Here is a 24,614-nt window from a genome sequence, read left to right on the forward strand (position 1 = left end):
GGCGTCAATTCGCGACGAACGTGAGTGAAATCCGGTCACTGTCCGCCGAGTTGGTGCCGTCGCGTGAAGGAACTGCGTAGGTTCTGCGCTCGGTTCGGGATGTCTTGTGACGCTCGGGCCGCAGGGCTCTTCCACTGCAACCGGAGGGAAATCACATGGCTGACATCGACCTCGGCGTGGCGTCGGACTGGAACGAGGGTGACACGCACGGCCGCGTGAAGCTGCGCGACAACCAGGTCTACCCGGGCACCCCGAAGAAGGACGTGGTCATCAGCTCCCCCGTGAGCATCGAGCTGTCCGTGAACACGAACTACTCCTCCTCCCAGGAGGCGGACAAGATCTACTTCACGACCCACCACGGCTCCACGAAGAAGATCATCGCGGTGCTCGACTCCGACGGGAACTTGCGTATCGCCGGCCGTCTGACCACCGACCAGAAGGACCTCGGCTACTAGGTCCGCCCGAGGGGTACGGCCGCCGCGAGCGGCCGTACCCCCGACGGGGTCTCAGTCGATCAGCTTCTTGTAGTCGGCGGCGGAGAGCAGGTGGTCGGTCGTCGCGCCGGCCGCCAGCTTGATCTTGAACAGCCAGGTTCCGAACGCGTCGCTGTTGACGTCCTCGGGCGACTCCGTCGCCTCTTCGTTCACCGCGACGACCTCGCCGGTCAGCGGCGAGTAGATGTCCGACGCGGCCTTGACCGACTCGACGACGCCGATGGAGTAGCCGGCCTCCACCTTCTTCCCGACGGCGGGAAGTTCGAGGAAGACGAGGTCGCCGAGGTTCTTCTGCGCGTGGTCGGTGATCCCCACGGTGTACGTGCCGTCAGCTTCCTTGAGGATCCACTCGTGCTCGTCGGTGTAGGACAGGTCGGAGGGCACGTTCGACATGGGGACTCCAGCTCGACTGGGGGTGGATGATCAGCGGGGCCATCATCTCCACCCACAGTCAGGGCGGGGTCACTTTCCGACATCTCGGCGCCCTCACGTCACCTCAACGGGTGGCGACCTTCACCCCGTCGACGAACACGGACCAGACGGAGACCTCGAAGACGAGGGCGGGACCGGCGGGGTTCTTGCTGTCGCGGACGGGAACGAGGGGGAGGCCGTCGACGACTTCCAGGCAGGCACCGGCTTCGTCGTTGCTGTGCGAGCTCTTGCGCCAGACGGCGGTGCTCAGGTCGACGTCTCGCACTGCGCTTCCTCCAACGTGCTCATGATGAACTTCCTTGAATCCGCCGGGGAAAGGGCCAGATCACGAGCTCGATCGTATCGGAGCTGTAGCCGGTCGACATCGGCCGTATCTTCGACCAGCGTGCCTGAGTAGCTGGTTTCCACCCAGGCCACCACGCGGCCGTCCGTAAGCCTGAGGAACATCACATCTGTGCTGCTCAACGCGTACATCCCACCAGAGTGCGGCACTACCTGGATGGTGACATTCCGGCGGTCTGCCATCGTGAGTAGATGCTCCAACTGCTCCCGCCACTGAGCCGGATCCATCAGCGGCCTGCGCAGTACGCTCTCTGACAGGATCGAGCGGAAGCCCAGCGTGTCGGCACCCGTCAGTCGCTCTTGTCGTCCCAGGCGCAGCTTGACCTGACGTGTCAGTTCGTCGCCCTGGTGAATGCCCGACTCCATAAGAGTGGAGGCGTAGGCCTTCGTCTGGAGCAGGCCCGGGACCACGCCGGCCGTGTGGTGCCAGATGCTGACGGCCTCCGCCTCCAAGGCGAAGTACTTGCGGTACTTCGCCCGGAACTGTGTCTGGTCCCCAGCCGCAAGTTCCCACAGCACCAGCAGCATCGACTGAGTCCCGTAGAAGGTGTCCAGCGCCTGGACGACCTCCGGGCCGCCGATTGTCTCTCCCTGCTCCATCTTGGAGAACAGCGACGCATCCCACCCCACCACATCACCCAGCTTCCGCAGGCTAATCCGGCGCTCCTGGCGCAGTTTGCGCAGCTCCTCGGCGAACCGTTTGCGCGGCTCCTGGCTGCGGCCCGTGATCACCCGTCTCGGCGGCATCGCATCACGCACTCCTTCGTGGAAGGTGTGGAATTAACGGTTCGGGGACGGGAACTACGACCGTGCAACCGGCCTCCCCACCCCACCCCGGGTCCATCCTCGACATGCCCCACTACGGAGGGTAGTCCACGGACAGGAGTGGTTGTCATGGAATGCGGCAGTTTCGTGTACGACGAAGTGGCGTGTGTGGTAGGCGAGTTCCGGGGCCGTGCCGGGCCGTACGCGATGATTCGGCCGCTCGGCGGCGGGCGCGAGTGGCAGGCCGATCCGGCGCACGTGCGGCCCGCCACGCAGCGCGAGCGCCCGTACCGGCGCCGGGATGCGCGGTCTGCGAGGGGCTCGCGGACCGGCGGCGGGACGCGCGGCTGCGCTACGACGCCAGTGCGGAGACGGACGCGAACGTGCTCCTCCGCCGTCACCTGACGGAGGACGAGCACGCGGAGTGACGGCGGGTGTTGTGCGCCCCGGGGATGCGAGGCCGCCGGACGGCGCCCACTATGGGACGTAGTCGTTCCGCTTTGTGCGGATATCGGCACCGTCCCCAGCGATGACACGAAGGGCCGTCATGAACCTGCGTCGAACCGCCGTCGTCTCCGTCACCACGCTCTGCCTCGCGGTCACTGCCCCCGCCGCCTACGCGGCCGCACCCGCCGCGACTCCCGCCGCCTTGCCATCCGCCGTGAGTTCCCCCGGCAGCGTCGCGTTCGCGGACTTCAATTCGCTCCTCAACCGGGGTGTCTCCGGCCGGGTGACGCTCACCGAGATGCCGGGGAATACGGTGAGACTCATAGGTCAGTTCGACACCGGGTTCGACGACCACACCGCCAACTGGGAAGTCCAGTGGGGGAGCAAGCCGCGCCTTCCGCTCATGGTCAATCCGCCTGCGACGGCCCCCTTCACCGCCGACTACCCCAACACCACGCTCGGCCTGGTCACCCTGGGATCCATCAAGATCTACAAGAACGGCGCGCTCTACACCTCGACGCTGCTCGTGGGTCTCCTCTGACGTCCACGCCGCACCTCAGGCCCGCCCCAGCTCCGCGTTCGCGCGCTCGGTGACCAGGGTCAGGACCCGGCCGGCGACCGTCAGGTCGTCGGCCGGGATGTCGGCGTAGAGGCGGGCGCTGACCTCGGCCGTTTCGGTGGTCGTGGTGTCGAGCAACTCCTGCCCGGCGGCGGTGAGCTGGAGCCGCCCTGCGTCCGCCGGGTCCGGCTCCAGCAGTTCCGCCGCCGTCAACTCGGCGACGACCTCCCGTACGGCCGACTCCTCGATCTTCAACGAGTTGATGACGTCGGCGATCAGCCGCTCGGGGGTGACGGAGCCGCCCGCGAGGGTGACGGCCCGGAGCGTCACGCTCTGGTGGAACGTGACGCCGTGCCGGGTCAGGACGCTCTCCAGGACGGCGCGGGCCGCGTAGTGGGCGAGGGCGATGACACGCCCGTTGGTGGTGGGGGCGGTGGTGGTCATGACTGCTCCTTCTCGTTCTCGTCGGCGTGCGTCGGATCAAGAGGTACGTCGAGCAGCGCGGCCAGCTCGTGGGTGAACTGGGCCGCGCGCTCGCCGTGTTGGCCGCCCAGCGGCTCCAGGAGCTGGTCCAGCAGGCCCTGGATGACGGTGATCGCGCGGCGGGTCACGTCCCGCCCCCGCTCCGTGAGCTCAAGCCGGATCGCGCGCGGGTCGGCGGGGTCGCGGGTGCGGGAGACGAGCCCGGAGGTCTCCAGGGCGCGGACCAGCTTGGACACGTACAGCGCTTCGAGGCCCGTGTGGTCGGCGAGTTCGCGCTGGCTGGGGCGCTGCCCGGCGCGGCCGAGGCCGTAGAGCGAGGCCATCACCGCGTACTGCGCGTGGGTCATCCCCAGCGGCGCGACCGCCCGGTCGACGGCCACCCGCCACTTCATCGACAGGCGCCAGACCAGGAATCCGGCGGTGGCGCCTTCGGCTGCTGCTGAGCTCATGACGGATACCGTACATGGCTACTGTCTACATGGCTACTATTTCTCGGGCCGGGAACGGCGGCGCGGAACGCTTCCGTGCCGCCCGCCGGCCCGCCCCTCACCGCCGCCAGAACAGGTGGTGCACCACCCCGCTCGCGCTCGGCACGACCTCCAGGTGGAAGCGGTCCAGCAGCTCCTCCGGCGACTTCCAGAGCCTGATGCCGGAGCCGAACTCCACCGGCGAGACCACGATGTGCAGCGTGTCGACGAGGTCCGCGTCGAGGAACTGCCGGACGGTGCTGACCCCGCCGCCGAGCCGCACGTCCTGGCCCTGGGCGGCTTCCCGCGCCTGCGCGAGGACGTCGGCCGGGTCGCCGCCGACGAAGTGGAACGTCGTGTCGGAGAGCGTGATCGACGGACGCTCGTGGTGGGTCATGACGAACACGGGCGTGTGGAACGGGGGCTCCTCGCCCCACCACCCCTGCCACTCGTGGTCCTGCCACGGCCCGCGCTGCGGGCCGAACTTGTTGCGGCCCATGATCTCGGCGCCGATGTTCCGCGCGAAGTCCCGCGTGAAGTAGTCGTCGAGCCCCCGGCTGCCACCGGCGTCCGTCCGCATCGGCCAGCTCGCGGTCGCCCCGGCCCACGAGAACAGGCGCTCCGCGTGGGGGAGGCCGAACGGACTCTCCAGGCTCTGGAGCTCGTCGGGTCCCGCACCGATCCCGTCGCTCGACACGTTGAAGTTCATGACTCTCAGCAGCTGATCCATGACTGTCTCCTCCGTAGGGTCCTGTCGCATCCTCGTGCGGCGAAACGCCTCACACCAGGACGTCGATCGGGGCGTCGCGGAATCGACAGCGGGGGCCGGGCTTTTTGGACCGCCTGCGGCCGCCGCACTGGCCACGTTCTCGGTCAACAGTCGCGGATTTTTCGGTCATTCCGATCGAAAGGCCCTGCCGCGCGGGCGCGGGCACCCGACCATGGCAGGGAGTCCGCCCCAATGCGGGGCGGAACGGGGTGATCGAAGCGCACGGAGGAAGGGAAGCCATGGGGGTACGTGCACGGCTGCGCGGGGGCGCGGTCTCGGTGGGAGCCGCTGTGCTGGCGGTCGGGGCGCTGGGGGTCGGGGTGGCTCCGGGGCAGGCGGTGGCTGCCGACCAGTGGCGGCCGCAGCCGGGGACCCTGTACATCTCCGACTTGCCGAGGACCGAGTCGTGGCGCGCCAACCCGACCATCCGGGGGTGGGGCAACGATTTCGACTGTCCGGCGGGCTGGCCCGCCGAGCCGGCCGAAGTCAACGTGTGGAACCGGGAGTTCACCACGGCGGAGACCGCGTTCGCCCAGCAGAAGGTGGCGGTCTTCGGCACGGAGGCCGAGGCCATCGCCTTCGCGGACAAGGCCCGGCAGGACTACTTCGCCTGCGCGCACGCCCCGCAGCGGCCGGGCGTGACCGCGACCTACCGCGATTACGGGGTGATCAACGTCGAGGAGGGCGCCACCCTTCAGGGGTTGCACACCTTCGACTCCAACGCCACCGAGCGTCCCGACTACAACTACCTGTGGGGCGTGGGCCGCGACGGCGACACGGTGACGCTGGTCCTGTGGCAGAGCTACTGGGGCGATCCGCCCGTGATCCCGTGGAAGAACACCCTGAACACCGCGGTGAAGAAGCTGTACTGAGCACCTCCAGTGCCTCTACTGCGGCAGCAGCGCGAGCAGTCGTCCCAGCGCGTCCCCTACGGGCTGCGCCACCGGGCCGACGGCGGCCGCGATCTGGCCGAGCCGGGCCAGGGTGAGGCCTCCGCGCCGGGCCATCTCGGCGCGGTCCAGGGCGAGGACGGGCAGGGCCTCCTCGACGGCGCGGGTCTGGTCGGGGGTGAGGTGGGCGAGGACGCGGCGGAGCTCGGCGGTCAGCTCCTCGACGGCGGCGCGGAGTGCCGGGTCCTCGGCGGCGCCGACGGAGCCGTAGTTGATGCCGACGTTGCCGTCGCCGGTCTGGTGGATGACGGAGCCGTTGTACGTCGAGTGGTGCGTGGGCTCGTTCACAGCCTGATCCCCGTGTTCCCGCTGCCGGTCTGGTTGATGACCGGGCCGTTGTAGTGGTTGTTCAGCTGGTGCACGTACGCCACGAACTCGGCCTCCGGGTGGTCGATCGCGTGGACGATCCGCCCGGCGATGGCCCGCAGCTCGTCCACGTTCGGCAGGGTCGCCACCGCCCAGGAGCCGCCGGCCGTCTCCACGGCCAGGATCGGCTTCCGCGGTTCGAACAACTCCTTGAAGAGGACGACGACCAGGCCGATCAGGACGGCGAGGAACAGCGGACTGCCGTCCGCCCCGACGCCCACCTCGCCCTTGGTCACCGCGTGGATCACGGCGAAGGCGACGACGGTGACGGCCAGCCACTTCAAGAAGCGCATGACAGCCGCGCCCCGGTCGGGCTTGGGCTTGAAGGCCTCGACCCGCGTGAGGTTGTGCAGCGGGAAGGCCGCCGCTCCCACCCAGAGCGTCCGGCGCCTGACCGAGATCTCCAGGATCTCCCCCCGGCGCGGCAGCGGCGGGAACGGCGCCGGCTGCTCGTCCGGGGGCTCGGGCGGCGGCGAGGACGGCGGTACGGGCGGAGGTGTGGGCGGCAGTGTGGGCGGCGTCGGCGGTCTCGGCGGCGGCGGCTCGGAGCCGGCGGTGTTCCCCGTGGTGTCCATGTGCTCCCCCGTGCACTCGTCACTCACCCCGCGTCGCGCGGGAGCCCCATTAAGCGCCGGACGCGTGCCGCGCGACAGGCGAGAAGCGGCCAACCTGCCGAGGCCTACTGGCAGGTGACCTGTTCCGTCGCGCAGCCTTGTACGCGTGCAAACCGGTGATCATGCTGAACGCCCTGCCGGAGGACGACCGGATGACGAAGATCGGCGTGCGGTACGTGGATCCGGTCACGCTCGTTCCCCTGGCATGAGCAACCTGGAAGCGAGCGCGCCGAAGGTGGGCAACCCCTTCGTCCCCCTCCCCCGCATCCCGCCCCGCCGCGTCGCGGCCATCGACTGCGGCCCCAACTCCGTACGGCTCCTCGTCGTCGAGCACCACGGCGACGACGTGCGCGAGCTCACCCGGCGCTTCGAGATCGTGCGCCTGGGGGAGGGGCTGGACGCCCACGGGCGGTTCGCCCCGGCGGCGCTGGAGCGGGCCCGTACCGTCCTCACGGCGTACGCGACGGAGCTGCGCGGGCTCGGGGTCGCCCCCGAGGACGTGCGGATGTGCCGCACCTGGTCCACGCGGCGGGCGGCGGGCGGCGGCGGGGCGCTCGACGGTCTCGCGCGGGAGGTGCTGGGGGTCGCGCCGAGGACCGTGAGCGGCGAGGAGGAGGCCCGGCTGGCCTTCGCCGGGGCGGTGCGCGGCCTCGCGGCGAGCGTGCGGCCCCCGTTCCTGGTCGCGGACATCGGCGGCGGGTCCACCCGGTTCGCGTACGGCGCCGGCATCGCCCGGCACGTCGTCTCGGCCGAGGTGGGGTGCGTACGGGTCGCCGAACGGTATCTGCGGGCCGACCCGCCGACCGCCGCCGAGGTCGCGGAGGCCCGGGACGCGGTCGCCGCCGGTCTCGACCGGGCCCTGGCCGTGCTGCCGTCCGTCCGGAGCGCGACGCTCGTCGGGCTCTCCGAGGCCGTGGGCTCGGTCGCCGCCCTGGTCCTCGGCGGCGACGGAATCGTGCACCGCGCGGTGCTCGATCGCAAGGACGTCACCAGGGTGACGGAAAAGGTCCTGGCCCTCCCCGCGGCGGGCCGCCGGGCGCTGGCCGGGATCCACCCCGGCATGCTCGACGTCCTCGCCGCGAGCGCGCTCGTGGTCCGTACCGTGATGGAACGGACGGACGCCGACCGGATCGTGGTCAGCGAGCACGACATCCTGGACGGCGTCGCCCTCGACCCCCCACAGTGATCATCGGCGTCATCACTTTGTACGGGGGAGGACGGGGCCATGCCCTACGGAGATCCGGACGGGGTCGTCGTCTACTGGCGGCCCATGTGCACGTTCTGCATGAAGCTGTTCGTGCAACTGCGCTTCACGCGGCTGCCGTACACCACGGTGAACATCTGGGAGAACCCCGAAGCCGCCGCCTTCGTGCGGCTTGTCGCGGACGGGAACGAGACCGTGCCCACCGTCACGGTCGCAGGGCGGGCGATGGTGAATCCGTCGAAGAAGGAGCTGATGGCAGCGGTCGAGACGTACGCGCCGCAGCTCTTGCGCTGACGGTCGCCGTCCAGGTCACCCACAGCGCGAGCAGCAGCGCCGCCGCCCCGCCCGCCGCCAGTCCCGCGCGCAGGCCCGGCGGACGGAAGGCGCAGCTCACCTCGGCCCGTCCCGCCGCGGGCACCGCGACCAGGCCCCCGTACGCGTCCGCCGGGCGCCCCTCGCACCGCCAGCCCGCGATGCGCGGGGCCGCGAGGACGACGGTGCCGCGGGTGCCGGGGCGCAGGGTGGCGCGGAAGCCGGTGGAGGTGACGGTGATCGTGGTGGGGGCGGTGGCCCGGAGGGCGGCGACGGCGATGGCCAGGCGGGTGCGGTCCAGGCAGGCGAGTTCGCCGTGGTGGCCGTGGCCGGTGAGGACCGGGCGGGCGCCGGGGACGGTCTGGACGCCCAGGGAGGTCAATGTGGCCCGCCACTTCTGGAGCTGCCCGCGCAGCTTCACCGTACGGTCGCCCAGGCGGGCCGTGCCGGTGAAGTCGGGCGCCCAGAGGAAGGTCTCGGTGCCGGGGCGGCAGGCGCCGCCGGGGGCCGGGGGTTCGTAGACGCGGGCGCCCAGGAGGAGTTCCTGGTTGCGGAAGGGCGAGCGGCCGTAGGCGGGCGGCGGGCCTGGGGGCCGCACCGTCACGAGCGGTGCCGTCGGGCCCGTACGGACGACTGCGCCGTCCCGCCAGCGCGCGCCGACGGCGAACAGGGCGTCGGTCACCGGGTTGTCGAGGCTCTGGAGGTTGCGCCCCCGGGAGGTCCAGCCGCCGCCGAGGGCCTGAAGGGTGTGGGTCAGCACGTCGGGGGTGAGGCTGCTGTAGTAGGCGGCGCCCTGGCCGCCGAGGTACATCGGCTCGTTGCCGGTGACCTGGGGGCGGCCGGAGTCGGTGCGGTACGCGGGCCAGCCGTCGGCCTCGGCGAGCGCGGCGGCCCGGCGGGTGTCGGCGGCGTTCCAGGCCGGGTAGTCGTCGAGGCGGGCGAGCCGCTCCTGGTCGCCGTTGGCCGTGGTGGCGGCGGCCTGGGCGACGAGGACGGCGGCCAGGACGGCGACGGCGGCGGCGGGCCGCCCGCGCCGTACGGCGAAGGGCGCCGCGAGGCCCGCCGCGAACAGGGCCCAGCCCCAGCCGGTGGCCTGCTCGCTGCCGAGCGCCGCCAGGGCGAGCACGGCGACGAGACCGGCGCCGCCGAGCAGCGCCCGCCGCTCGGGCAGCCCGTCGGCGACGGCGTGCCACGCGGCGAGCACCAGGACGCCGGTCAGGACGAAGGTCTGGCGGTAGGGGCTGCCGTTGGGGGTGGCGAAGGCGTGCCACACCAGGTGGGTGGGGGCCCATTGGAAGGAGAGGAGGACGGCGGTCGCCAGGGCGGGCCAGCGCCACTCCGGACGGCGGCCCGGCGCGAAGAGCAGGGCGGCGGCCAGGACCGGGACCGCGGTGAAGACGAAGAGGGCGGGGGTGGCGAAGCCGTAGGTGGCGGGCATCAGACGGGCGGCGAGGTCGCTCCCGTCCGCCGCCGCGAAGTCCCGTACGACGCCGGGGTAGGCGTACCGGGTGCCGAGGAAGATGGGCAGCAGGAGGGGCGCGCTGAGGGCCACGCCGAGCAGGACGGTGACCGCGCCGCGCAGCAGCACGCGCCAGCGCGGCGCCGTGACGAGCAGGACGAGGGCGGCGCCGATCGTCGCCATGTAGGCGGTGTAGAAGTTCGCGGTCCAGCAGACCGCCACGACCAGTGTCCCGAGCAGCGGGCGCCGCCCCTCCCGTACCCACACCCCCACCAGGCACAGGAGGGGGAAGGCGATCAGGCCGTCCATCCACATGGGGTTGTAGACGGCCTCCAGGAGCGCCCAGCCGCACAGCCCGTACGCGGCGCCGAGCAGGCCCGCGGCCCACCACACGCCGGGCCGGATCCGCAGCAGCGTCCAGGCCATCGCCGCCGAGGCGGCCGCCATCTTCATGAGGGTGATCCCGTAGAGGGCGTACGCGAGGTCGGCGCGCGGGAAGAGGGCGACGAGCGGGGCGAAGGGGCTCGTCAGATACGTACCGAGGTCGGGGAGGAAGCTGCTGCCCCAGCCGGACTGCCAGTTCAGGAGCAGCCCGCCGTCGGCCCGGCCGTGCAGCAGGTCCCACAGGTGCGCGTGGAACGGCAGGAACTGGTTGGCCAGGTCGTTGACGGCGCGCCGGTGCCGGCCGAACGGGAAGGTGCTCGCGACGACGTCGCCCGCGACCACGGAGAGCACGGTGAGCAGCGCGGCGAGCCCGGCGGCACGCGGAATCCGGATCTTCATCGTGGACCGAATATGGCAGCGAGAAGAGGTGTGATGGTGTGAAATCGGCGGCCGGGAAGGTCAGTTCATTCAATGGTCGCCTCCCGGTCACCGGTCGAATCCGGCGCCGACATCCGCACCCGTTGTCGTGGCGTGCGTGCTGCTCTCGATCGTGGTCCCGTGCTTCAACGAAGAAGAGATCATCGGTCGCTTCCACGACCATGTGACGAAGGAACTCTCGCGTTTCGACGGAGAATTCGAGATCGTCTACGTGGACGACGGAAGCCATGACCGTACGCTGCCGCTCCTGGAGGAGATCGCCGCAGGCGACCCCCGGGCGCGCTATGTCTCCTTCAGCCGCAACTTCGGCAAGGAGGCGGCGATGCTGGCCGGTCTCCAGCACGCGCGCGGCGACGCCGTCGTGATCATGGACGCCGACCTCCAGCACCCGCCGGAGCTCGTGCACCGTATGGTGGCGCTGCACGGCGAGGGGTACGACCAGGTCATCGCCCGGCGCACCCGGACCGGCGACCGGGTCACCCGCACGGTGACGGCCCGCGCCTACTACTGGGCGATCAACCGGCTGGTGGACGTCGAGCTGGTCGACGGTGTGGGCGATTTCCGGCTGCTTTCCCGGCGTACGGTCGACTCGATTCTCGAACTGACCGAATACAACCGTTTCTCGAAGGGCCTCTTCGCCTGGGTCGGATTCCGGACGACGACGTTCGAGTACGAGAATGCGGTACGGGAGGAGGGCCGTTCGAAATGGACCTTCGGAAAGCTGCTCAACTACGGTCTTGACGGCCTTCTCTCGTTCAACAACAAGCCACTGCGGGCCGCCGTCTATCTCGGCCTCGCACTGGTCGCGGTGGCTTTCGCGTACGCGGCCTGGATCGTCGGTGTCGCCCTGGTGAACGGCGTGGACACGCCCGGCTATGTCACCCTGCTCGTCACGGTGACGGCGCTCGCGGGCGTCCAGATGGTGATGCTGGGGCTTGTCGGCGAGTACGTCGGGCGCATCTACTACGAGGTGAAGCGCCGCCCGCACTACCTGGTGAAGGCCACGAACACGCCGGTCCCGTCCCCGCGCGCGGCGGCCCACGAGAGGCAGCTCCTCCGCCGATGACGGTCACCTGGCAGATCCTGCGCTTCACCCTGGTGGGCGCGGTCAACACCGGCACGTACTACGCCCTCTACATCCTCCTGGGCCTGCGCCTCCCCTACCTGGCGGCCCACGTCCTGGCGTTCGCGCTCTCGATGATCGGCTCCTTCTTCCTCACCACCTACTTCACCTACCGCACCCGCCCCACCTGGCGAAAGTTCCTCCTCTTCCCCCTCACCAACGCCGCCAACTTCACCATCACGACCGCCGGCGTCTACATCCTGGTGGACCTCCTCTCCATCAACCCCACCTACGCCCCCCTGATCGCCGCCGCCTCCGCGATCCCGATCACCTTCCTCCTCTCCCGGACGATCATGCTGGGACCCGACACCACCCGAACACGTGAGTCGTTGACCGAAACAGTCGCTTCCAAGTAGTGGCCCGGGCCACGGCGACTGCCTAACATCGATCACCGCACGGTCGTCCCACTGACGCACGACCCACGCCGGGAGGCTCCTTTGCACCGCCGCACCGCGCTCTCCGTCTCCGCCGTCGCCCTGCTCGCCGCGGCCCCCCTGCTCACCGCCTGCGGCAGTGACGCCCATCCCGGGGCGGCGGCCGTCGTGGGCGGGCAGCGGATCGAGGTGTCCAGCCTGCAGGCGCAGGTCGAGGACGTGCGGGCCGCCCAGCAGGCCTCGGGGCAGTCCGCGCAGCTGATCAAGGAGACCGGCGACCTCAGCCGGCGCAAGCTGAACGGCATGATCTTCGACCGGGTCGTCGACAAGGTCGCGGCCGACAACGGGGTCACCGCCAGCCGCGCGGAGATCCAGCAGACCCGCGCCGACTTCGCCCGGCAGAGCGGCGGGGAGCAGCAGATGGCGGCCACCCTGCTCCAGCAGCAGGGCGTCGCCCCCGACCAGATCGACGACGTCGCCCGGCGCGCGGTCCTCATGAACAAGATCGCCGACAAGCTGGGGGTCACCAACACCCCCGAGGGGCAGAAGAAGATCAGCGACGCCTTCGGGCAGGCCTCCAAGGCGCTCAAGATCGACGTCAACCCGCGCTTCGGCACCTGGGACGACCAGAAGATCCAGCTCGGCACCTACACCGCGCCCTGGGTGCGGCAGATCAGCAAGGCGCCCGAGCAGAGCCTGTGAGCGGCGGGCCGGGGTAGGTTCGAAGGGTGAACGCCCAGAACTCTGACCCCGGCCGCGTCGTCCTGCTCACCGCCAGCCATCGCGTCGCGCCCGGACTCCTGTCCTGGCCCGCCTGGCAGGCGCTGCGGGAGGCCGACCGGGTGCTGTGCCCCGACGCCGGCCACCCCCAGCTGCCCTATCTGCGCGAGGCCGGCGTGGCCGTCGAGCTCCTGCGGCCCTCCGCCCAGGAGCTGGTCGAGGCGTGCGCCGGCGGCCGGACCGTGCTGGTGCTGCCCTCGGGCGAGGGCGACGCGGCGCTGACCGACGGCCTCGCCCGGCTCGCCGGGTCCGGGCGCGTCGCCATGCCCGACCTGGAACTGCTGCCCGGCTCGTACGACCTCCCCGGGGCCCGGCTCCTCGACCTGGTCCAGGTCATGGACCGGATCCGGCGCGAGTGTCCCTGGTCCTCGCGGCAGACGCACGAGGGGCTCGCCAAGTACGGCATCGAGGAGGCGTACGAGCTCGTCGAGGCCATCGAGGACGGCGACCGGGAGTCGCTGCGCGAGGAGCTCGGCGACGTGCTGCTCCAGGTGGTCTTCCACGCCCGGATCGCGGAGGAGGACGCCGAGGAGCCGTTCTCCGTCGACGACGTGGCCGGGACGATCGTCGAGAAGCTGATCCACCGCCATCCCCATGTCTTCGGCGACGCGACCGCCGAGACGCCGGAGGAGGTCAAGGAGCACTGGCTGCGGACCAAGGCCGACGAGAAGCGGCGTGAGTCCGTCACCGACGGGGTCCCGCTCGGGCAGCCCGGGCTCGCGCTCGCCGCGAAGCTGGCGGGCCGGGTCCGCACGGCCGGGCTCGACGTGGCCCCGCCCACGGGCGACGGCATCGGGTACGAACTGCTCGCTCTCGCCGTACGGGCGGAGGCCGCCGGGGTCGACCCGGAAGCGGCACTGCGGGCGGCGGGCCGGCTCTACCGGGACGCGATCCGCGAGGCGGAGGGCGTCGGCGGGGGCGGCGGTACGGAGTAGGGGTCGGTACGGAGTAGGCGTCAGCCCTCGTGCGGCGGCGGCAGTCGGCGGGGCGGCGGTACGGAGTCGCGGTCAGCCCCCGTGCGGCGGAGGGCGTCGGCGGGGGCGGCGGTACGGAGTAGGCGGCAGCCCTCGTGCGGCGTCGGCGAAGGCCGGGTGAGGGGGGCGGGGTACCGAGTACCGCTCAAGCCTCCCGCGGCGCTCGCGCCTCCGGGTTGTGCCAGCGCAGCGGTGGCGGTTCCAGCAGCCACTCCGCGTGGGTGTTCGGGCGGGTGGTGAAGCGGCCCGCGGCCGGGAGTGTGTCGTGGAAGACGCGGGCCGGGTCGGTGCCCAGCTCCTCCAGTTCCTCGGCGACCTCGGTCAGGAAGCCGGGCGGGCCCGCGAGGTAGACGTCGTGGGCGGGCCAGTGGACGGCTGCCCGGAGGGCCTGGACCAGGCGTTCGGTGGCCTGGTCGCGGGGGCGGCGGGGCGCGGCGGTGATGTACGTGACGTGCAGGCCGGGTATGAGCTCGCGGAAGCGCTCCGCGTCCGGTCTCCCGTACAGGTACTCCTTGGCGCGGGCGACGACGAACAGGCGGCCCTCCAGCTCGGGTTCGTCCTCGGCGGCCTCCTCCAGGAGGGCCCTTACGGGTGCCCAGCCGGTGCCGGCGGCTATGTAGGTGCGGGGCTTGCCGGGCGGGGTGCGGGCGGTGAGCGCGCCGCCGGGGGTGCTGAGCCGCAGTGTCTCGCCGACCCGGAGGTCCTCGGTGAGCGCGGTGCTCATCAGGCCGTTGGCGACCCGGCTGACGTGGAGTTCGAGGGTGCCGTCGGGGCGGGGCGCGTTGGCGAAGGAGTAGGTGCGCCAGACGCGGGGGATGTGCAGGGTGCTGACGCTGGCGTACTGGCCGGGCAGGTACGGGTAGGGGCGGCGGGGCCGCAGGGTCAGCAGCGTCAGGTCGTCGCCGTAGCGGTCGTGGCCGACGACGTCGGCGTCCCACCAGGCCGGCTGCCCCTCCTTCTCGGAGGACTCGGCACCGGCCGTCATCAGCTCGGCGACCCGCCCGTACGCCTCGGTCCACGCCTTCTCCGCCTCGATCGTCCAGGCGGGTCCGGCGGCGTGCGCGAAGGCGGCGAGCAGGCTGGTGCCGACGGCGGAGTAGAGCGCGGGGGTGGCCAGGAACTTGCGGTGGTCGCGGCCCAGTTCCCGCAGATAGTGGGCGAGCCGCGGCTCCTCCAGGTGGGTCACCACGTGGGTGAGGGCGGCGAAGAGGCGGTCGCGCTGGGGGCCCAGGTCCTGCGGAAACAGCTCGCGCACGCCCGGGTTGTTCCAGAAGAGGTGCGAGTAGAAGAAGGTGACGGCGTGTTCCGCCCGTCTCTCGACGACCGCGAACGTACTTCGTAGCAACTGGGCATCCACGGGGTGAATCTAGGCCACGGGGCGTCACGTGAGGATCACAACCTCGGGGCCGGGGGCGGAATCCCTGCTTCCCGGACCGCGCCGCGCCTAGGTTCTCGATCATGAACCTATTCCGTAATGGACATGGCAAACGAGAGGCCCGACGACATAGCGGCGGGCGTCGCCCGGGGGCCTGGCCGGTCTCCCTCGCCGCTCTCGCCGTCCTGCTCCCGGCGGTGCCCGCGCTCGGCCTCGCCGCCGCCCCGCCCGCCGCCGCGAGCGGCACCCGCATATCCACCGACGGCGCCCTCGGCACCCAGCAGGTCCTCTTCCGCTCCGGGACCGCCGGATACGGCTGCTTCCGCATCCCGACCCTGGTCAAGACGGCCCGGGGCACCCTGCTCGCCTTCGCCGAGGGCCGTACCTCCCCCTCGTGCGCGGACCGCGGCCCCATCGACATCGTGATGCGCCGCTCCACCAACGACGGGCGCACCTGGTCCCCGGTCCGGGTCGTCCTGTCCGGCGGCGAGAGCGACCCGGACGCGCCGCACGTGCGCGGCAACCCCTCGCCGGTGGCCGAGAAGGACGGCGCCGTCTTCCTGCTCTCCAACTCCGAGACCGCGACCCCGGTCAGCACCCGTATGTCGTGGGTGCAGCGGAGTGACGACGACGGTCTCAGTTTCGGCGCCCCGCGGGCGATCCCGCGCCTGACCACGAGCGGCAAGAAGTGGTTCGGCACCGGCCCCTCGCACGGCGTCCAGCTCCAGGAGGGCCCGCACGCCGGGCGTCTGGTCGTCGGCGCCTACGAGACCGCGAGCGACACCGCCGGGGCCGAGGACCAGCGGGCCGGCGTCCTCTACAGCGACGACAAGGGCGCGACCTGGACCGCGAGCGTCACCGAGAACTCCTTCCTGCGCGCCAGGGACCTGCCCGCCCTGCCGCCCGGCACCACCGCCGACACCCCCGTCGCCAAGCCCGGCGAGCCGGTGGTGGCCGAGCTGCCCGGCGGCCAGCTCTACGTCAGCGCCCGCAGCCCCTACGACGTACGGGTCAGCGCGACCGACGCCACCCAGGTGGAGGGGCACCGCACCCACTCCGTCGGCGTCGACGACCCCGACGGCGCCCTCAGGGTGCCGAGGTTCAAGCTGACGAACGGCTTCAAGGCGCCGGACGTGCAGGCGGGGATCCTGGCCCCCCGCCAGACCTACCGCAGCCGCCCCGGCGACCTGCTCCTCATGTCGACGCCCTCGCACATGACACTGCGCCAGGGCATGCGGATCCGGTACTCCGACGACCGCGGCGAGACCTGGCGGGACGCCCCCGGCGGGCAGGTCGCCAAGGTGCTCGGGGACCGGGCCGGCTACTCCGACCTGGCCGAGCTGTCCGCCGGCGAGATCGGCATGGTCCACGAGGGTGGCCAGTCCTTCTCCGCCGAGCACATCTACTTCACCCGCTTCGCGATGGCCGAGCTCGGCATCCCCGGCACCTTCGCCGCCCAGGGCTCCGCGCTGCCGCAGACCTCCCCGGCGGCCGGCCGCACCAGCCCCGACACGACCGCCGAGGCCGCCGACGCCTCCCTCGGCAGCGGCGCCACGCTCGCCCCCGGCGCCCAGTTCGGCGCCCGGAGCTTCGGCCAGGGCCTCAAGCTGGACGGCGGCACCGCGGGCTCCGCCGACCTGCCGTACGCGCCCGCGCTCGACCCGGGCGCCGGAGACGTCACGTACTCCCTCTTCTTCCGGTACGACGCCATCGACACCACCCCGCAGCAGACCCTGATGTGGGCGTACGGGGTCGGCGACCCCCGGCCGCAGGTGTGGGTCCGGGTGCAGCCGAAGGACAACCAGGTCATGGCCCGGGTCGAGGGCGACAGCGGGCAGCATGTGACGCTGACCCTCAAGGCGCCCGCGCACCCGACCGCCAAGGCCTTCGGCGACGGCGCCTGGCACCATCTGGTCCTCACCCGCCAGGGCGCCGCCGTCACCCTCCGGGTCGACGACCTCTCCGCCCAGGACACCCGCACCGACGTCGGACGGCTCGCCCCGGCGCGTACCGCCGACCCGGCCGGCATCCGGCTCGGCGACAAGCCCGGCACCGACCCCAACGACGGCTTCACCGGCACCCTCGACGAGTTCCGGATGTACGGCACGGTCCTGACCGACCAGGAGCGGGACGCCCTGCGCGGGACGCGGCCCGAGGACGTGGCCCCGGCCGCGCTGCGCGCCCACCTCCCCTTCGAGGTGATCGACACCGCCGACCCCGTGCCCCTGGTGACCACCCGGATCCAGGACGACGTCTCAGGACACTGCGCCGACGGCACCGTGCTCGGCACCACCAGCACCGAGGCCGCCGTCGTCAAGGGCCGCATCGGCGGCGGCGCCCTCGCCGTCGGCCCGAACCTCCCCGGCGTGGAGGTGCCCTACGTCCCCGCCGTCGACAACGGCACCGGCGAGTTCACCTTCGCCCTCTGGTTCCGCTACGACTCCACGGCGAACCCGCAGGACGCGGCGCTGCTCTGGGCGTACGGATCGACCTCGGGCAAGCCCTCGCTGTGGGTGCGGGCCAAGCCCTCCGCCGACCGGCTGACCGCCCGCCTGGAGACCGCCGGGGCCTCCATCCCGCTCGACGTGATCGACACCAAGGCCGACCGGGCCGCGTTCGGCGACAACGCCTGGCACCTGCTGACCCTGACCCGCAGGAAGAAGACGGCCGGGGACGCCGAGGCGACCACCGTCAGCCTGCGCGTCGACAACGGCACCCCCACCACCGCCGAGGGCCTGACCGGCTCCTTCACGGACGGCATCGCCGCCCCCGAGGGCTTCCGCGTCGGCTCCAAGTCCACCGGCACCGACGTCCTCACCGGCGAGCTCGACGACTTCCGCTACTACAAGCGGGCCCTGACGGCGGCCGAGGAGACCGGCCTGTACGCCACGGCCGTCGGCGGATCGAGCGCCCCGCGCGACCCGTACGTCTGGTGGACCATGGAGGGCGGTAACACCGAGCAGCACCTGGTCGCCCGGCCCGCCGACGACCCGGCCGCCCGCGCCACCCCCGACGCCTCCCGCCACTGCGGCCACGGCATCGTCCGCCCCGGCGCCACCGTCACCGACACCGGCGCCAGGTTCGGCCGGAGCCTCGACCTCGACGGGAAGACGGGCGCCGTCGAGCTCCCGTACGGGGAGGACCGGGCGCTCGGCTCGGGCGACTTCACCCTGGCGACCTGGGTGCGCTTCCGGCAGGCCGACAACACCAGCCCGGTGCTCGTCTGGGCGTACGGCGTCGGCACCTCGGAACGCCAGCTGTGGATCCGCGCGCTGTCCCCGGAGAACAAGGTCGTCGCCCACGTCCAGACCGACCGGGGCATCACCGCCCTGGAGGCCGCGGCCCCGGCCGGGACCGTCTTCGGCGACGGCGCCTGGCGGCATGTCGTGCTGCGCCGCCAGGGTGGGACGCTGACCCTGTCGGTCGGCGACGGGACCGCCCTCCAGGCGGTCGCGACCGGCACCGTCTCCGGCGCCCTGACCGTGGAGGACGGCTTCGACGTACGCGGCTTCCGGCTCGGGGCGCGCCCCGACAGCGCGGGCGCGGACAAGGACCGGCTGACGGGCTCGCTGGACGAGTTCACGCTGGTACGGCGCGCCCTGTCGGACGCGGAGATCACCACGGTGACCGGGCCGCTCCCGGTCGACAGCGCCACCGTCGTCCGGCTGGCCTTCGACCAGCTGACGGCGAAGGGGGTGTACGCCCGGCTGTAAAGAGGGGTACGCCCGGCTGTGACGGGCGCCCCGGCGGCGGCGGGTTAGTGTCGGGACCATGTCCGACCAGCCCGCCGCCGCCTCCGTTCCACCGCCCGCCCCCGAGCTCTTCACCTGGGAGTTCGCCACCGATCCCTACCCCGCGTACGCCTGGCTGCGCGAGCACGCGCCGGTGCACCGGGCGAAGCTGCCCAGCGGGGTGGAGGCCTGGCTGGTGACCCGGTACGCGGACGCCCGGCAGGCGCTCGCCGACCAGCGTCTGTCGAAGAACCCGGCGCACCACGACGAGCCGGCGCACGCCAAGGGCAAGACGGGCATCCCCGGCGAGCGCAAGGCCGAGCTGACCACCCACCTGCTCAACATCGACCCGCCGGACCACACCCGGCTGCGGCGGCTGGTGTCGAAGGCGTTCACACCGCGCCGGGTCGCGGAGTTCGCGCCCCGGGTGCAGGAGCTGACCGACCGGCTCATCGACGACTTCGTGGAGAAGGGGAGCGCGGACCTCATCCACGAGTTCGCCTTCCCCCTCCCCATCTACGCGATCTGCGACCTGCTGGGCGTGCCCGCCGAGGACCAGGACGACTTCCGGGACTGGGCCGGGATGATGATCCGGCACGGCGGCGGGCCGCGCGGCGGGGTGGCGCGCTCGGTGAAGAAGATGCGCGGCTATCTGCTGGAACTCATCCACAAGAAGCGCGAGGCCCCGGGCGACGACCTGATCTCCGGGCTCATCAAGGCCTCCGACCACGGCGAGCACCTCACCGAGAACGAGGCCGCCGCGATGGCCTTCATCCTTCTCTTCGCGGGCTTCGAGACCACGGTGAACCTGATCGGCAACGGCGTGTACGCGCTGCTGCGCAACCCGGAGCAGCGGGCCAGGCTCCAGGAGTCGATCGCGGCGGGGGAGACCGGGCTGCTTGAGACGGGCGTCGAGGAGCTGCTGCGGTACGACGGGCCGGTGGAGCTCGCGACCTGGCGGTACGCCACCGAGGCGGTGACGATCGGCGGCCAGGAGATCCCGGCCGGCGACCCGGTCCTGGTGGTGCTGGCCGCCGCGGACCGCGACCCCGCGCGGTTCGACGAGCCGGACACCCTGGATCTGGCGCGCCGCGACAACCAGCATCTCGGGTACGGGCACGGCATCCACTACTGCCTGGGGGCCCCGCTGGCGCGCCTTGAGGGACAGACGGCGCTGGCGACGCTCCTGACTCGCCTGCCGGACCTGCGACTTGGGGCCGATCCCGAGGAACTGCGGTGGCGCGGTGGGCTGATCATGCGTGGCCTGCGCACGCTTCCGGTGGAGTTCAGCGCTTCCCACAAAGGTCCAACCAGCTGACGGACCGTCAAGACTGTGATCTTCGCGTGATCTCCGCTGCATCGACTTGTGACTCACGTTCGAATGCCGCTACGTTCACCCGCAGTCTCAGCAGTCACGCGAAAGGCAGTCCGTATGCGCTCCGGGAACGGACGACACCGCAGACCCCGCCAGGCCCCCGCGCTCGTCGTCGCGGCGGGCGTCACCGGCTCGGCCATGGCCCTGCCGCTGCTCGCCACCGGCTCCGCCTCCGCGGCGGACGCCCCGACCTGGGACCGGGTCGCCGAGTGCGAGTCGGGAGGCGCGTGGAGCGCCAACTTCGGCAACGGGCTCTACGGCGGTCTCCAGTTCACCCAGGAGAGCTGGGAGCGCCACGGCGGCCTCGCGTACGCGCCGAGCGCGGACCTCGCCAGCCGGGCGCAGCAGATCGCCATCGCCGACAAGGCGCTCGCCGCGGGTGACACCCAGTGGGCCACCTGCGCGCCGATCGCGGGCCTGAAGAACGACGGCAGGAAGCCCGCCGTCGCGCCCGGCGCCGCCGTCAAGCCCAAGGCGTCCACCGGTCCGGTCGCCGAGTCCAACCGGACCGACGGCACCCCGGCCGGCTCCGGGGCGAGCACGACGACCCCGGCCACCCCCGCGACCCCGTCGGGCGGCGCCACGACCGCGCCCGCGACCCCGGCCACCCCCGGCGGCTCCGCGACGCCCGGCACGCCGACGACGCCGGGTACGCCGGACGCGTCCGGTACGCCGAGCGCTCCCGGTACCCCGGGTACCCCGGGTACCCCCGCTACTCCCGGTACGACGGATCCGGCCACCCCCGGCTCCGGCAAGCACCGTGGTGACGCCGCGCCAGAGCAGCCGGGCAATTCGGACGCCACGCCCGAATCCGGACGTCACGCCGCACCGGCTGACGGGTCGGCGGATGGCGTGACCGGCGGTAACGCGACGGCCGAAGGCACGGTCATCGGGCAGAAGTCGGACAACTCGGGCAAGGCTGGCGAATACACCGTCAAGCCGGGTGACAGTCTGTCGGACATTGCGCAGGAGAACGCGCTGCCCGGCGGCTGGACCGCCCTCTATGACGCCAACAAGAAGACGGTCGGCGTCGACCCGGACCTCATCCTCCCTGGTCAGAGCCTTGAGTTGACGCCTGCGCCCGCCCCGGCGGCGGAGTAGTTCGTAGCTGAATGTCCGTTATGAGTAAGTGAGACATGGGTCTCTCTTGCCGAACTGGCGTGTCACGTCCGCAAAGTTTGCTCGCGTCGCCCCTCACCTGCGTAAACACCCCTCCCCGGGGAGCAAGTAGGGGCGATTTTTCCGGGTTGATGGTCTTTGAACTTCCGCCGGGTCTATGTCTACGGTCGTGACCGCTCGCCACCGCGGGCCCCGTCGACCGGTAACGCCGAATCCTGCCGCCGACCGATGGGAACAGTCGTCGCGTCAGCGCCGAAGGCAGGAGCGGGGGACCCAAGGTAAGTGCCGGCCCCGGCCGTTGAGACAGACGGCCGACGATCGGCTTGGGGTGAAGCCGCGTGCAAGGACACGCGGCCGGGCAACTCACTACGCCCGAACCCGACAGCTCACCTCGTAGGCGTCGGTGAGGAGAATTCCCATGCTGTTTTCCGGCAACAAGGGCAAACACCGTCGTCCCTCCAAGGCCACCCGAGCCATCACGCTCGCCGGTGTCGCCGGTGTCGCCGTCGCCGCCCCGCTGATGACCGCGGGCACCGCCTCGGCCGCCACCGCCTCCGAGTGGGACGCCGTCGCCGCGTGCGAGTCCGGCGGCAACTGGTCCATCAACACCGGCAACGGTTACTACGGCGGCCTGCAGTTCTCGGCCTCCACCTGGGCCGCGTACGGCGGCACCGCCTACGCCCCGACCGCCAACCAGGCGTCGAAGTCCCAGCAGATCGCCATCGCCGAGAAGGTCCTGGCCGGCCAGGGCAAGGGCGCGTGGCCGAGCTGTGGCGTGGGTCTCTCCAGCGCCACCTACAACGGCGGCTCCGCCTCGTCGAGCCCCTCCAGCTCGTCCTCTTCCTCGTCCTCCAGCTCCTCCTCGTCGAAGCGCTCCACCGAGCAGCCGACGACCCGCAGCGAGCAGCGCCAGGCGCCGAAGGCCACGCAGAAGAAGACCGTCTCCAAGAAGACCGTCACCACCCCCACCGGCCAGAAGGTCAAGAAGGGTGACGGCGAGTACAAGGTCGTCGCCGGCGACACCCTCAGCAAGATCGCCCAGGCGCACGGCGTCAAGGGCGGCTGGGCCAAGCTCTTCGAGCTCAACAAGGACGTCGTCACCAACGCCGACCTGATCTACCCGGGCCAGCAGCTCCACCTCAAGTGAGCTTGACGACCCTCCCGCGGTGACCACCCCGGCCCGGAGCGCCCTTCCCCCGTGCGCTCCGGGCCGGGGTTTCCCCGTTCGGGCCCTTACCCATCGGTAGTAAGGGGTCTTTCGTCCTCAGATGCATGCCCTTGGGTCCTTTTTCGTCCCAGGGGGCGGGCGTCCGGCTGGCCGGAGCCCCGGAGCCGGTTAGGCTCTTGTCGCAAGGCGAAACGAGACCTTGCCGCATGCGTCACAACCAGCGTCACATCCCAGAAGGAGATGCTCGTGCCGTCCATCGACGTCGTCGTAGCCCGGGAAATCCTGGACTCCCGAGGCAACCCCACGGTCGAGGTCGAGGTCGGCCTCGACGACGGCAGCACCGGCCGTGCTGCCGTGCCGTCCGGTGCCTCCACCGGTGCGTTCGAGGCCCTTGAGCTCCGCGACGGTGACCCCAACCGTTACCAGGGCAAGGGTGTCGAGAAGGCCGTCCTCGCGGTCATCGAGCAGATCGGCCCGGAGCTCGTCGGCTACGACGCCACCGAGCAGCGCCTGATCGACCAGGCCATGTTCGACCTGGACGCGACCCCGGACAAGTCCTCGCTCGGCGCCAACGCCATCCTCGGTGTCTCCCTCGCCGTCGCGCACGCCGCCTCCGAGGCGTCCGACCTGCCGCTCTTCCGCTACCTCGGCGGCCCGAACGCGCACCTGCTGCCCGTTCCGATGATGAACATCCTGAACGGCGGCTCGCACGCCGACTCCAACGTGGACATCCAGGAGTTCATGATCGCGCCGATCGGCGCGGAGTCCTTCTCCGAGGCGCTGCGCTGGGGCACCGAGGTCTACCACACCCTCAAGTCCGTCCTGAAGACCAAGGGCCTGTCCACCGGCCTCGGTGACGAGGGCGGCTTCGCCCCGAACCTGGACTCCAACCGCGCCGCGCTCGACCTCATCGTCGAGGCCATCAAGCAGGCCGGCTACGTCCCGGGCAAGGACATCGCGCTCGCGCTCGACTGCGCCGCCTCCGAGTTCTACAAGGACGGCAAGTACGAGTTCGAGGGCAAGTCCCGCTCGGCCGCCGAGATGACCGAGTACTACGAGGAGCTCGTCGCCGCGTACCCGCTGGTCTCCATCGAGGACCCGCTGTTCGAGGACGACTGGGCCGGCTGGAAGGTCATCACCGACAAGCTGGGCGCCAAGGTGCAGCTGGTCGGCGACGACCTGTTCGTCACCAACCCCGAGCGCCTCGCCCGCGGCATCGAGGAGGGCTCCGCGAACGCCCTCCTGGTCAAGGTCAACCAGATCGGCTCGCTGACCGAGACCCTGGACGCCGTCGAGCTGGCCCAGCGCAGCGGCTTCAAGTGCATGATGTCGCACCGCTCCGGCGAGACCGAGGACGTCACCATCGCCGACCTGGCCGTCGCCACCAACTGCGGCCAGATCAAGACCGGCGCCCCGGCCCGCTCCGAGCGCGTCGCCAAGTACAACCAGCTGCTGCGCATCGAGGAGATCCTCGACGACGCCGCGGTCTACGCCGGCCGCAGCGCCTTCCCGCGCTTCAAGGGCTGACACCCGCACTGATCCGCACGTCCCCGCACCCGGTCCCGTACCGTGTGCGGGGACGTGCGTGTGAAGAGGGTCGGCAGCAAAAGGGGAGGCGTACGACATGGCCGTGAAGGACCGGGACCGGTTCTCGACCGCGACCCGGATCAGGCTGCTCGGCGAGCAGACCGCCGCCCGTGTCTACCGCTCCCAGACCCGCCGTCAGGCCCGCCGCTCCCGGCTCACCGGCCGCGCGGCCTTCCTCGCCCTCGTCGTCTGCTCGCTCGTGGTGGCGCTCGCCTACCCGATGCGGCAGTACGTCTCCCAGCAGGGCGAGATCGCCGACCAGCAGCGCAAGTCGGCCGAGGCCGCCCAGCGGGTCGAGCAGCTGAAGGACGAGAAGGCCCGCCTCCAGGACCCCGCCTATGTGCGCCGGCTTGCCCGCGAGCACCTGCACTACCTGATGCCCGGCGAGACCGGCTTCACCGTGAACGACCCGGACGCGGAGCACCGGCCCCGCACCGACCAGGGCGCGACGGACCGCCCCTGGTACGACAACCTGTGGGACGGCGTGGACAGCGCCGACCGCCACTGACCAACCCCAGGATCC

25 protein-coding genes and 1 riboswitch are annotated in these 24,614 nt (G+C 71.5%); of the genes, 15 read left to right on the top strand and 10 right to left on the bottom strand.

Annotated elements, in window-relative coordinates; genetic code table 11:
* Positions 1 to 155: 155 nt before the first annotated feature.
* Positions 156 to 455: a DUF6342 family protein gene (locus ABTZ54_RS21010; protein ID WP_351665350.1), complete on the top strand. Its 300-nt coding sequence runs from the start codon at positions 156 to 158 to the stop codon at positions 453 to 455.
* Positions 456 to 506: 51 nt separating this feature from the next.
* Here ABTZ54_RS21010 and gcvH read toward each other — a convergent pair whose 3' ends face one another.
* From gcvH to ABTZ54_RS21025, 3 genes are all read right to left on the bottom strand, one after another.
* A complete protein-coding gene (gcvH, locus tag ABTZ54_RS21015) occupies positions 507 to 887 on the bottom strand; it encodes a glycine cleavage system protein GcvH (RefSeq protein ID WP_351665352.1) in 381 nt (126 codons plus the stop codon).
* Positions 888 to 990: 103 nt separating this feature from the next.
* The gene (locus ABTZ54_RS21020) at positions 991 to 1,191 is read right to left on the bottom strand and encodes a DUF397 domain-containing protein (protein WP_351665354.1); all 201 of its coding nucleotides are present in this window, start codon (positions 1,189 to 1,191) and stop codon (positions 991 to 993) included.
* Positions 1,173 to 2,015 (bottom strand): helix-turn-helix domain-containing protein, encoded by an 843-nt coding sequence (locus tag ABTZ54_RS21025; RefSeq protein WP_351665495.1) that lies wholly within the window; start codon positions 2,013 to 2,015, stop codon positions 1,173 to 1,175. Before ABTZ54_RS21025 ends, ABTZ54_RS21020 begins: the two co-directional genes overlap by 19 nt.
* 565 nt (positions 2,016 to 2,580) lie before the next feature.
* On the opposite strand from ABTZ54_RS21025, the gene ABTZ54_RS21035 reads away from it, so the two are divergent.
* Positions 2,581 to 3,021 carry a hypothetical protein gene (locus ABTZ54_RS21035; protein ID WP_351665356.1) on the top strand — a complete coding sequence of 147 codons (441 nt, stop codon included), beginning with the start codon at positions 2,581 to 2,583 and terminating at the stop codon, positions 3,019 to 3,021.
* Between the two features lie 15 nt (positions 3,022 to 3,036).
* Here the strand turns inward: ABTZ54_RS21035 and ABTZ54_RS21040 are convergent, their stop codons facing one another.
* From ABTZ54_RS21040 to ABTZ54_RS21050, 3 genes are all read right to left on the bottom strand, one after another.
* On the bottom strand, positions 3,037 to 3,483 hold the full coding sequence (locus ABTZ54_RS21040) for a winged helix DNA-binding protein (RefSeq protein ID WP_351665358.1): 447 nt from the start codon (positions 3,481 to 3,483) through the stop codon (positions 3,037 to 3,039).
* Positions 3,480 to 3,971 carry a MarR family winged helix-turn-helix transcriptional regulator gene (locus ABTZ54_RS21045; RefSeq protein WP_351665360.1) on the bottom strand — a complete coding sequence of 164 codons (492 nt, stop codon included), beginning with the start codon at positions 3,969 to 3,971 and terminating at the stop codon, positions 3,480 to 3,482. The genes ABTZ54_RS21040 and ABTZ54_RS21045 overlap by 4 nt, the downstream gene beginning before the upstream one ends.
* A gap of 97 nt (positions 3,972 to 4,068) precedes the next feature.
* Positions 4,069 to 4,719, bottom strand: a complete 651-nt coding sequence (locus ABTZ54_RS21050; protein WP_351665362.1) for a dihydrofolate reductase family protein — start codon at positions 4,717 to 4,719, stop codon at positions 4,069 to 4,071.
* Positions 4,720 to 4,997: 278 nt separating this feature from the next.
* Here ABTZ54_RS21050 and ABTZ54_RS21055 point away from each other — a divergent pair, with 278 nt between their 5' ends.
* Positions 4,998 to 5,630 (top strand): hypothetical protein, encoded by a 633-nt coding sequence (locus tag ABTZ54_RS21055; protein ID WP_351665364.1) that lies wholly within the window; start codon positions 4,998 to 5,000, stop codon positions 5,628 to 5,630.
* 15 nt (positions 5,631 to 5,645) lie between these two features.
* Here the strand turns inward: ABTZ54_RS21055 and ABTZ54_RS21060 are convergent, their stop codons facing one another.
* Together ABTZ54_RS21060 and ABTZ54_RS21065 are read right to left on the bottom strand one after the other, a co-directional pair.
* Positions 5,646 to 5,996 carry a hypothetical protein gene (locus ABTZ54_RS21060; protein ID WP_351665366.1) on the bottom strand — a complete coding sequence of 117 codons (351 nt, stop codon included), beginning with the start codon at positions 5,994 to 5,996 and terminating at the stop codon, positions 5,646 to 5,648.
* Complete coding sequence (locus ABTZ54_RS21065; RefSeq protein ID WP_351665368.1) at positions 5,993 to 6,649, bottom strand: DUF6232 family protein; 657 nt, start codon at positions 6,647 to 6,649, stop codon at positions 5,993 to 5,995. Before ABTZ54_RS21065 ends, ABTZ54_RS21060 begins: the two co-directional genes overlap by 4 nt.
* Before the next feature lie 244 nt (positions 6,650 to 6,893).
* Here ABTZ54_RS21065 and ABTZ54_RS21070 point away from each other — a divergent pair, with 244 nt between their 5' ends.
* The gene (locus tag ABTZ54_RS21070) at positions 6,894 to 7,874 is read left to right on the top strand and encodes a Ppx/GppA phosphatase family protein (RefSeq protein WP_351665370.1); all 981 of its coding nucleotides are present in this window, start codon (positions 6,894 to 6,896) and stop codon (positions 7,872 to 7,874) included.
* A 39-nt stretch (positions 7,875 to 7,913) separates the two neighbouring features.
* On the top strand, positions 7,914 to 8,186 hold the full coding sequence (locus ABTZ54_RS21075) for a glutaredoxin domain-containing protein (protein WP_351665372.1): 273 nt from the start codon (positions 7,914 to 7,916) through the stop codon (positions 8,184 to 8,186).
* On the opposite strand, the gene ABTZ54_RS21080 is transcribed toward ABTZ54_RS21075, so the two are convergent.
* Positions 8,098 to 10,446, bottom strand: coding sequence for a YfhO family protein (locus tag ABTZ54_RS21080; protein WP_351665374.1), 2,349 nt, complete (start codon positions 10,444 to 10,446; stop codon positions 8,098 to 8,100). The genes ABTZ54_RS21075 and ABTZ54_RS21080 overlap by 89 nt on opposite strands.
* A gap of 136 nt (positions 10,447 to 10,582) precedes the next feature.
* Between ABTZ54_RS21080 and ABTZ54_RS21085 the strand changes: the two genes are divergently transcribed.
* The 4 genes from ABTZ54_RS21085 to ABTZ54_RS21100 all read left to right on the top strand — a co-directional run bounded on the left by ABTZ54_RS21085 (position 10,583) and on the right by ABTZ54_RS21100 (position 13,697).
* Positions 10,583 to 11,551 carry a glycosyltransferase family 2 protein gene (locus tag ABTZ54_RS21085; protein ID WP_351665376.1) on the top strand — a complete coding sequence of 323 codons (969 nt, stop codon included), beginning with the start codon at positions 10,583 to 10,585 and terminating at the stop codon, positions 11,549 to 11,551.
* A complete protein-coding gene (locus ABTZ54_RS21090) occupies positions 11,548 to 11,964 on the top strand; it encodes a GtrA family protein (RefSeq protein WP_351665378.1) in 417 nt (138 codons plus the stop codon). Before ABTZ54_RS21085 ends, ABTZ54_RS21090 begins: the two co-directional genes overlap by 4 nt.
* Positions 11,965 to 12,045: 81 nt before the next feature.
* Entirely contained in the window at positions 12,046 to 12,684 is a 639-nt protein-coding gene (locus ABTZ54_RS21095; protein WP_351665380.1) for a SurA N-terminal domain-containing protein, read from the top strand.
* A 26-nt stretch (positions 12,685 to 12,710) separates the two neighbouring features.
* Entirely contained in the window at positions 12,711 to 13,697 is a 987-nt protein-coding gene (locus tag ABTZ54_RS21100) for a nucleoside triphosphate pyrophosphohydrolase (protein ID WP_351665382.1), read from the top strand.
* Positions 13,698 to 13,881: 184 nt separating this feature from the next.
* Here ABTZ54_RS21100 and ABTZ54_RS21105 read toward each other — a convergent pair whose 3' ends face one another.
* Complete coding sequence (locus ABTZ54_RS21105) at positions 13,882 to 15,093, bottom strand: globin domain-containing protein (RefSeq protein ID WP_351665384.1); 1,212 nt, start codon at positions 15,091 to 15,093, stop codon at positions 13,882 to 13,884.
* Between the two features lie 215 nt (positions 15,094 to 15,308).
* On the opposite strand from ABTZ54_RS21105, the gene ABTZ54_RS21110 reads away from it, so the two are divergent.
* The 6 genes from ABTZ54_RS21110 (at position 15,309) to ABTZ54_RS21135 (ending at position 24,599) form a co-directional block, all read left to right on the top strand.
* Entirely contained in the window at positions 15,309 to 18,824 is a 3,516-nt protein-coding gene (locus tag ABTZ54_RS21110) for a LamG-like jellyroll fold domain-containing protein (RefSeq protein ID WP_351665386.1), read from the top strand.
* 58 nt (positions 18,825 to 18,882) lie between these two features.
* Positions 18,883 to 20,160, top strand: a complete 1,278-nt coding sequence (locus tag ABTZ54_RS21115; RefSeq protein WP_351665388.1) for a cytochrome P450 family protein — start codon at positions 18,883 to 18,885, stop codon at positions 20,158 to 20,160.
* Between the two features lie 114 nt (positions 20,161 to 20,274).
* Positions 20,275 to 21,318 carry a transglycosylase family protein gene (locus ABTZ54_RS21120; protein WP_351665390.1) on the top strand — a complete coding sequence of 348 codons (1,044 nt, stop codon included), beginning with the start codon at positions 20,275 to 20,277 and terminating at the stop codon, positions 21,316 to 21,318.
* Between the two features lie 258 nt (positions 21,319 to 21,576).
* A riboswitch (cyclic di-AMP (ydaO/yuaA leader) is annotated at positions 21,577 to 21,751 on the top strand.
* 3 nt (positions 21,752 to 21,754) lie between these two features.
* On the top strand, positions 21,755 to 22,483 hold the full coding sequence (locus ABTZ54_RS21125; protein WP_351665392.1) for a transglycosylase family protein: 729 nt from the start codon (positions 21,755 to 21,757) through the stop codon (positions 22,481 to 22,483).
* 261 nt (positions 22,484 to 22,744) lie between these two features.
* The gene (gene eno, locus ABTZ54_RS21130) at positions 22,745 to 24,031 is read left to right on the top strand and encodes a phosphopyruvate hydratase (RefSeq protein ID WP_351665393.1); all 1,287 of its coding nucleotides are present in this window, start codon (positions 22,745 to 22,747) and stop codon (positions 24,029 to 24,031) included.
* Positions 24,032 to 24,128: 97 nt separating this feature from the next.
* Positions 24,129 to 24,599 carry an FtsB family cell division protein gene (locus ABTZ54_RS21135; protein WP_351665395.1) on the top strand — a complete coding sequence of 157 codons (471 nt, stop codon included), beginning with the start codon at positions 24,129 to 24,131 and terminating at the stop codon, positions 24,597 to 24,599.
* The last annotated feature ends 15 nt before the right edge of the window (positions 24,600 to 24,614 follow it).

The sequence above is a fragment of the Streptomyces sp. NPDC094032 genome, from assembly GCF_040303965.1.
Lineage (GTDB): Bacteria > Actinomycetota > Actinomycetes > Streptomycetales > Streptomycetaceae > Streptomyces.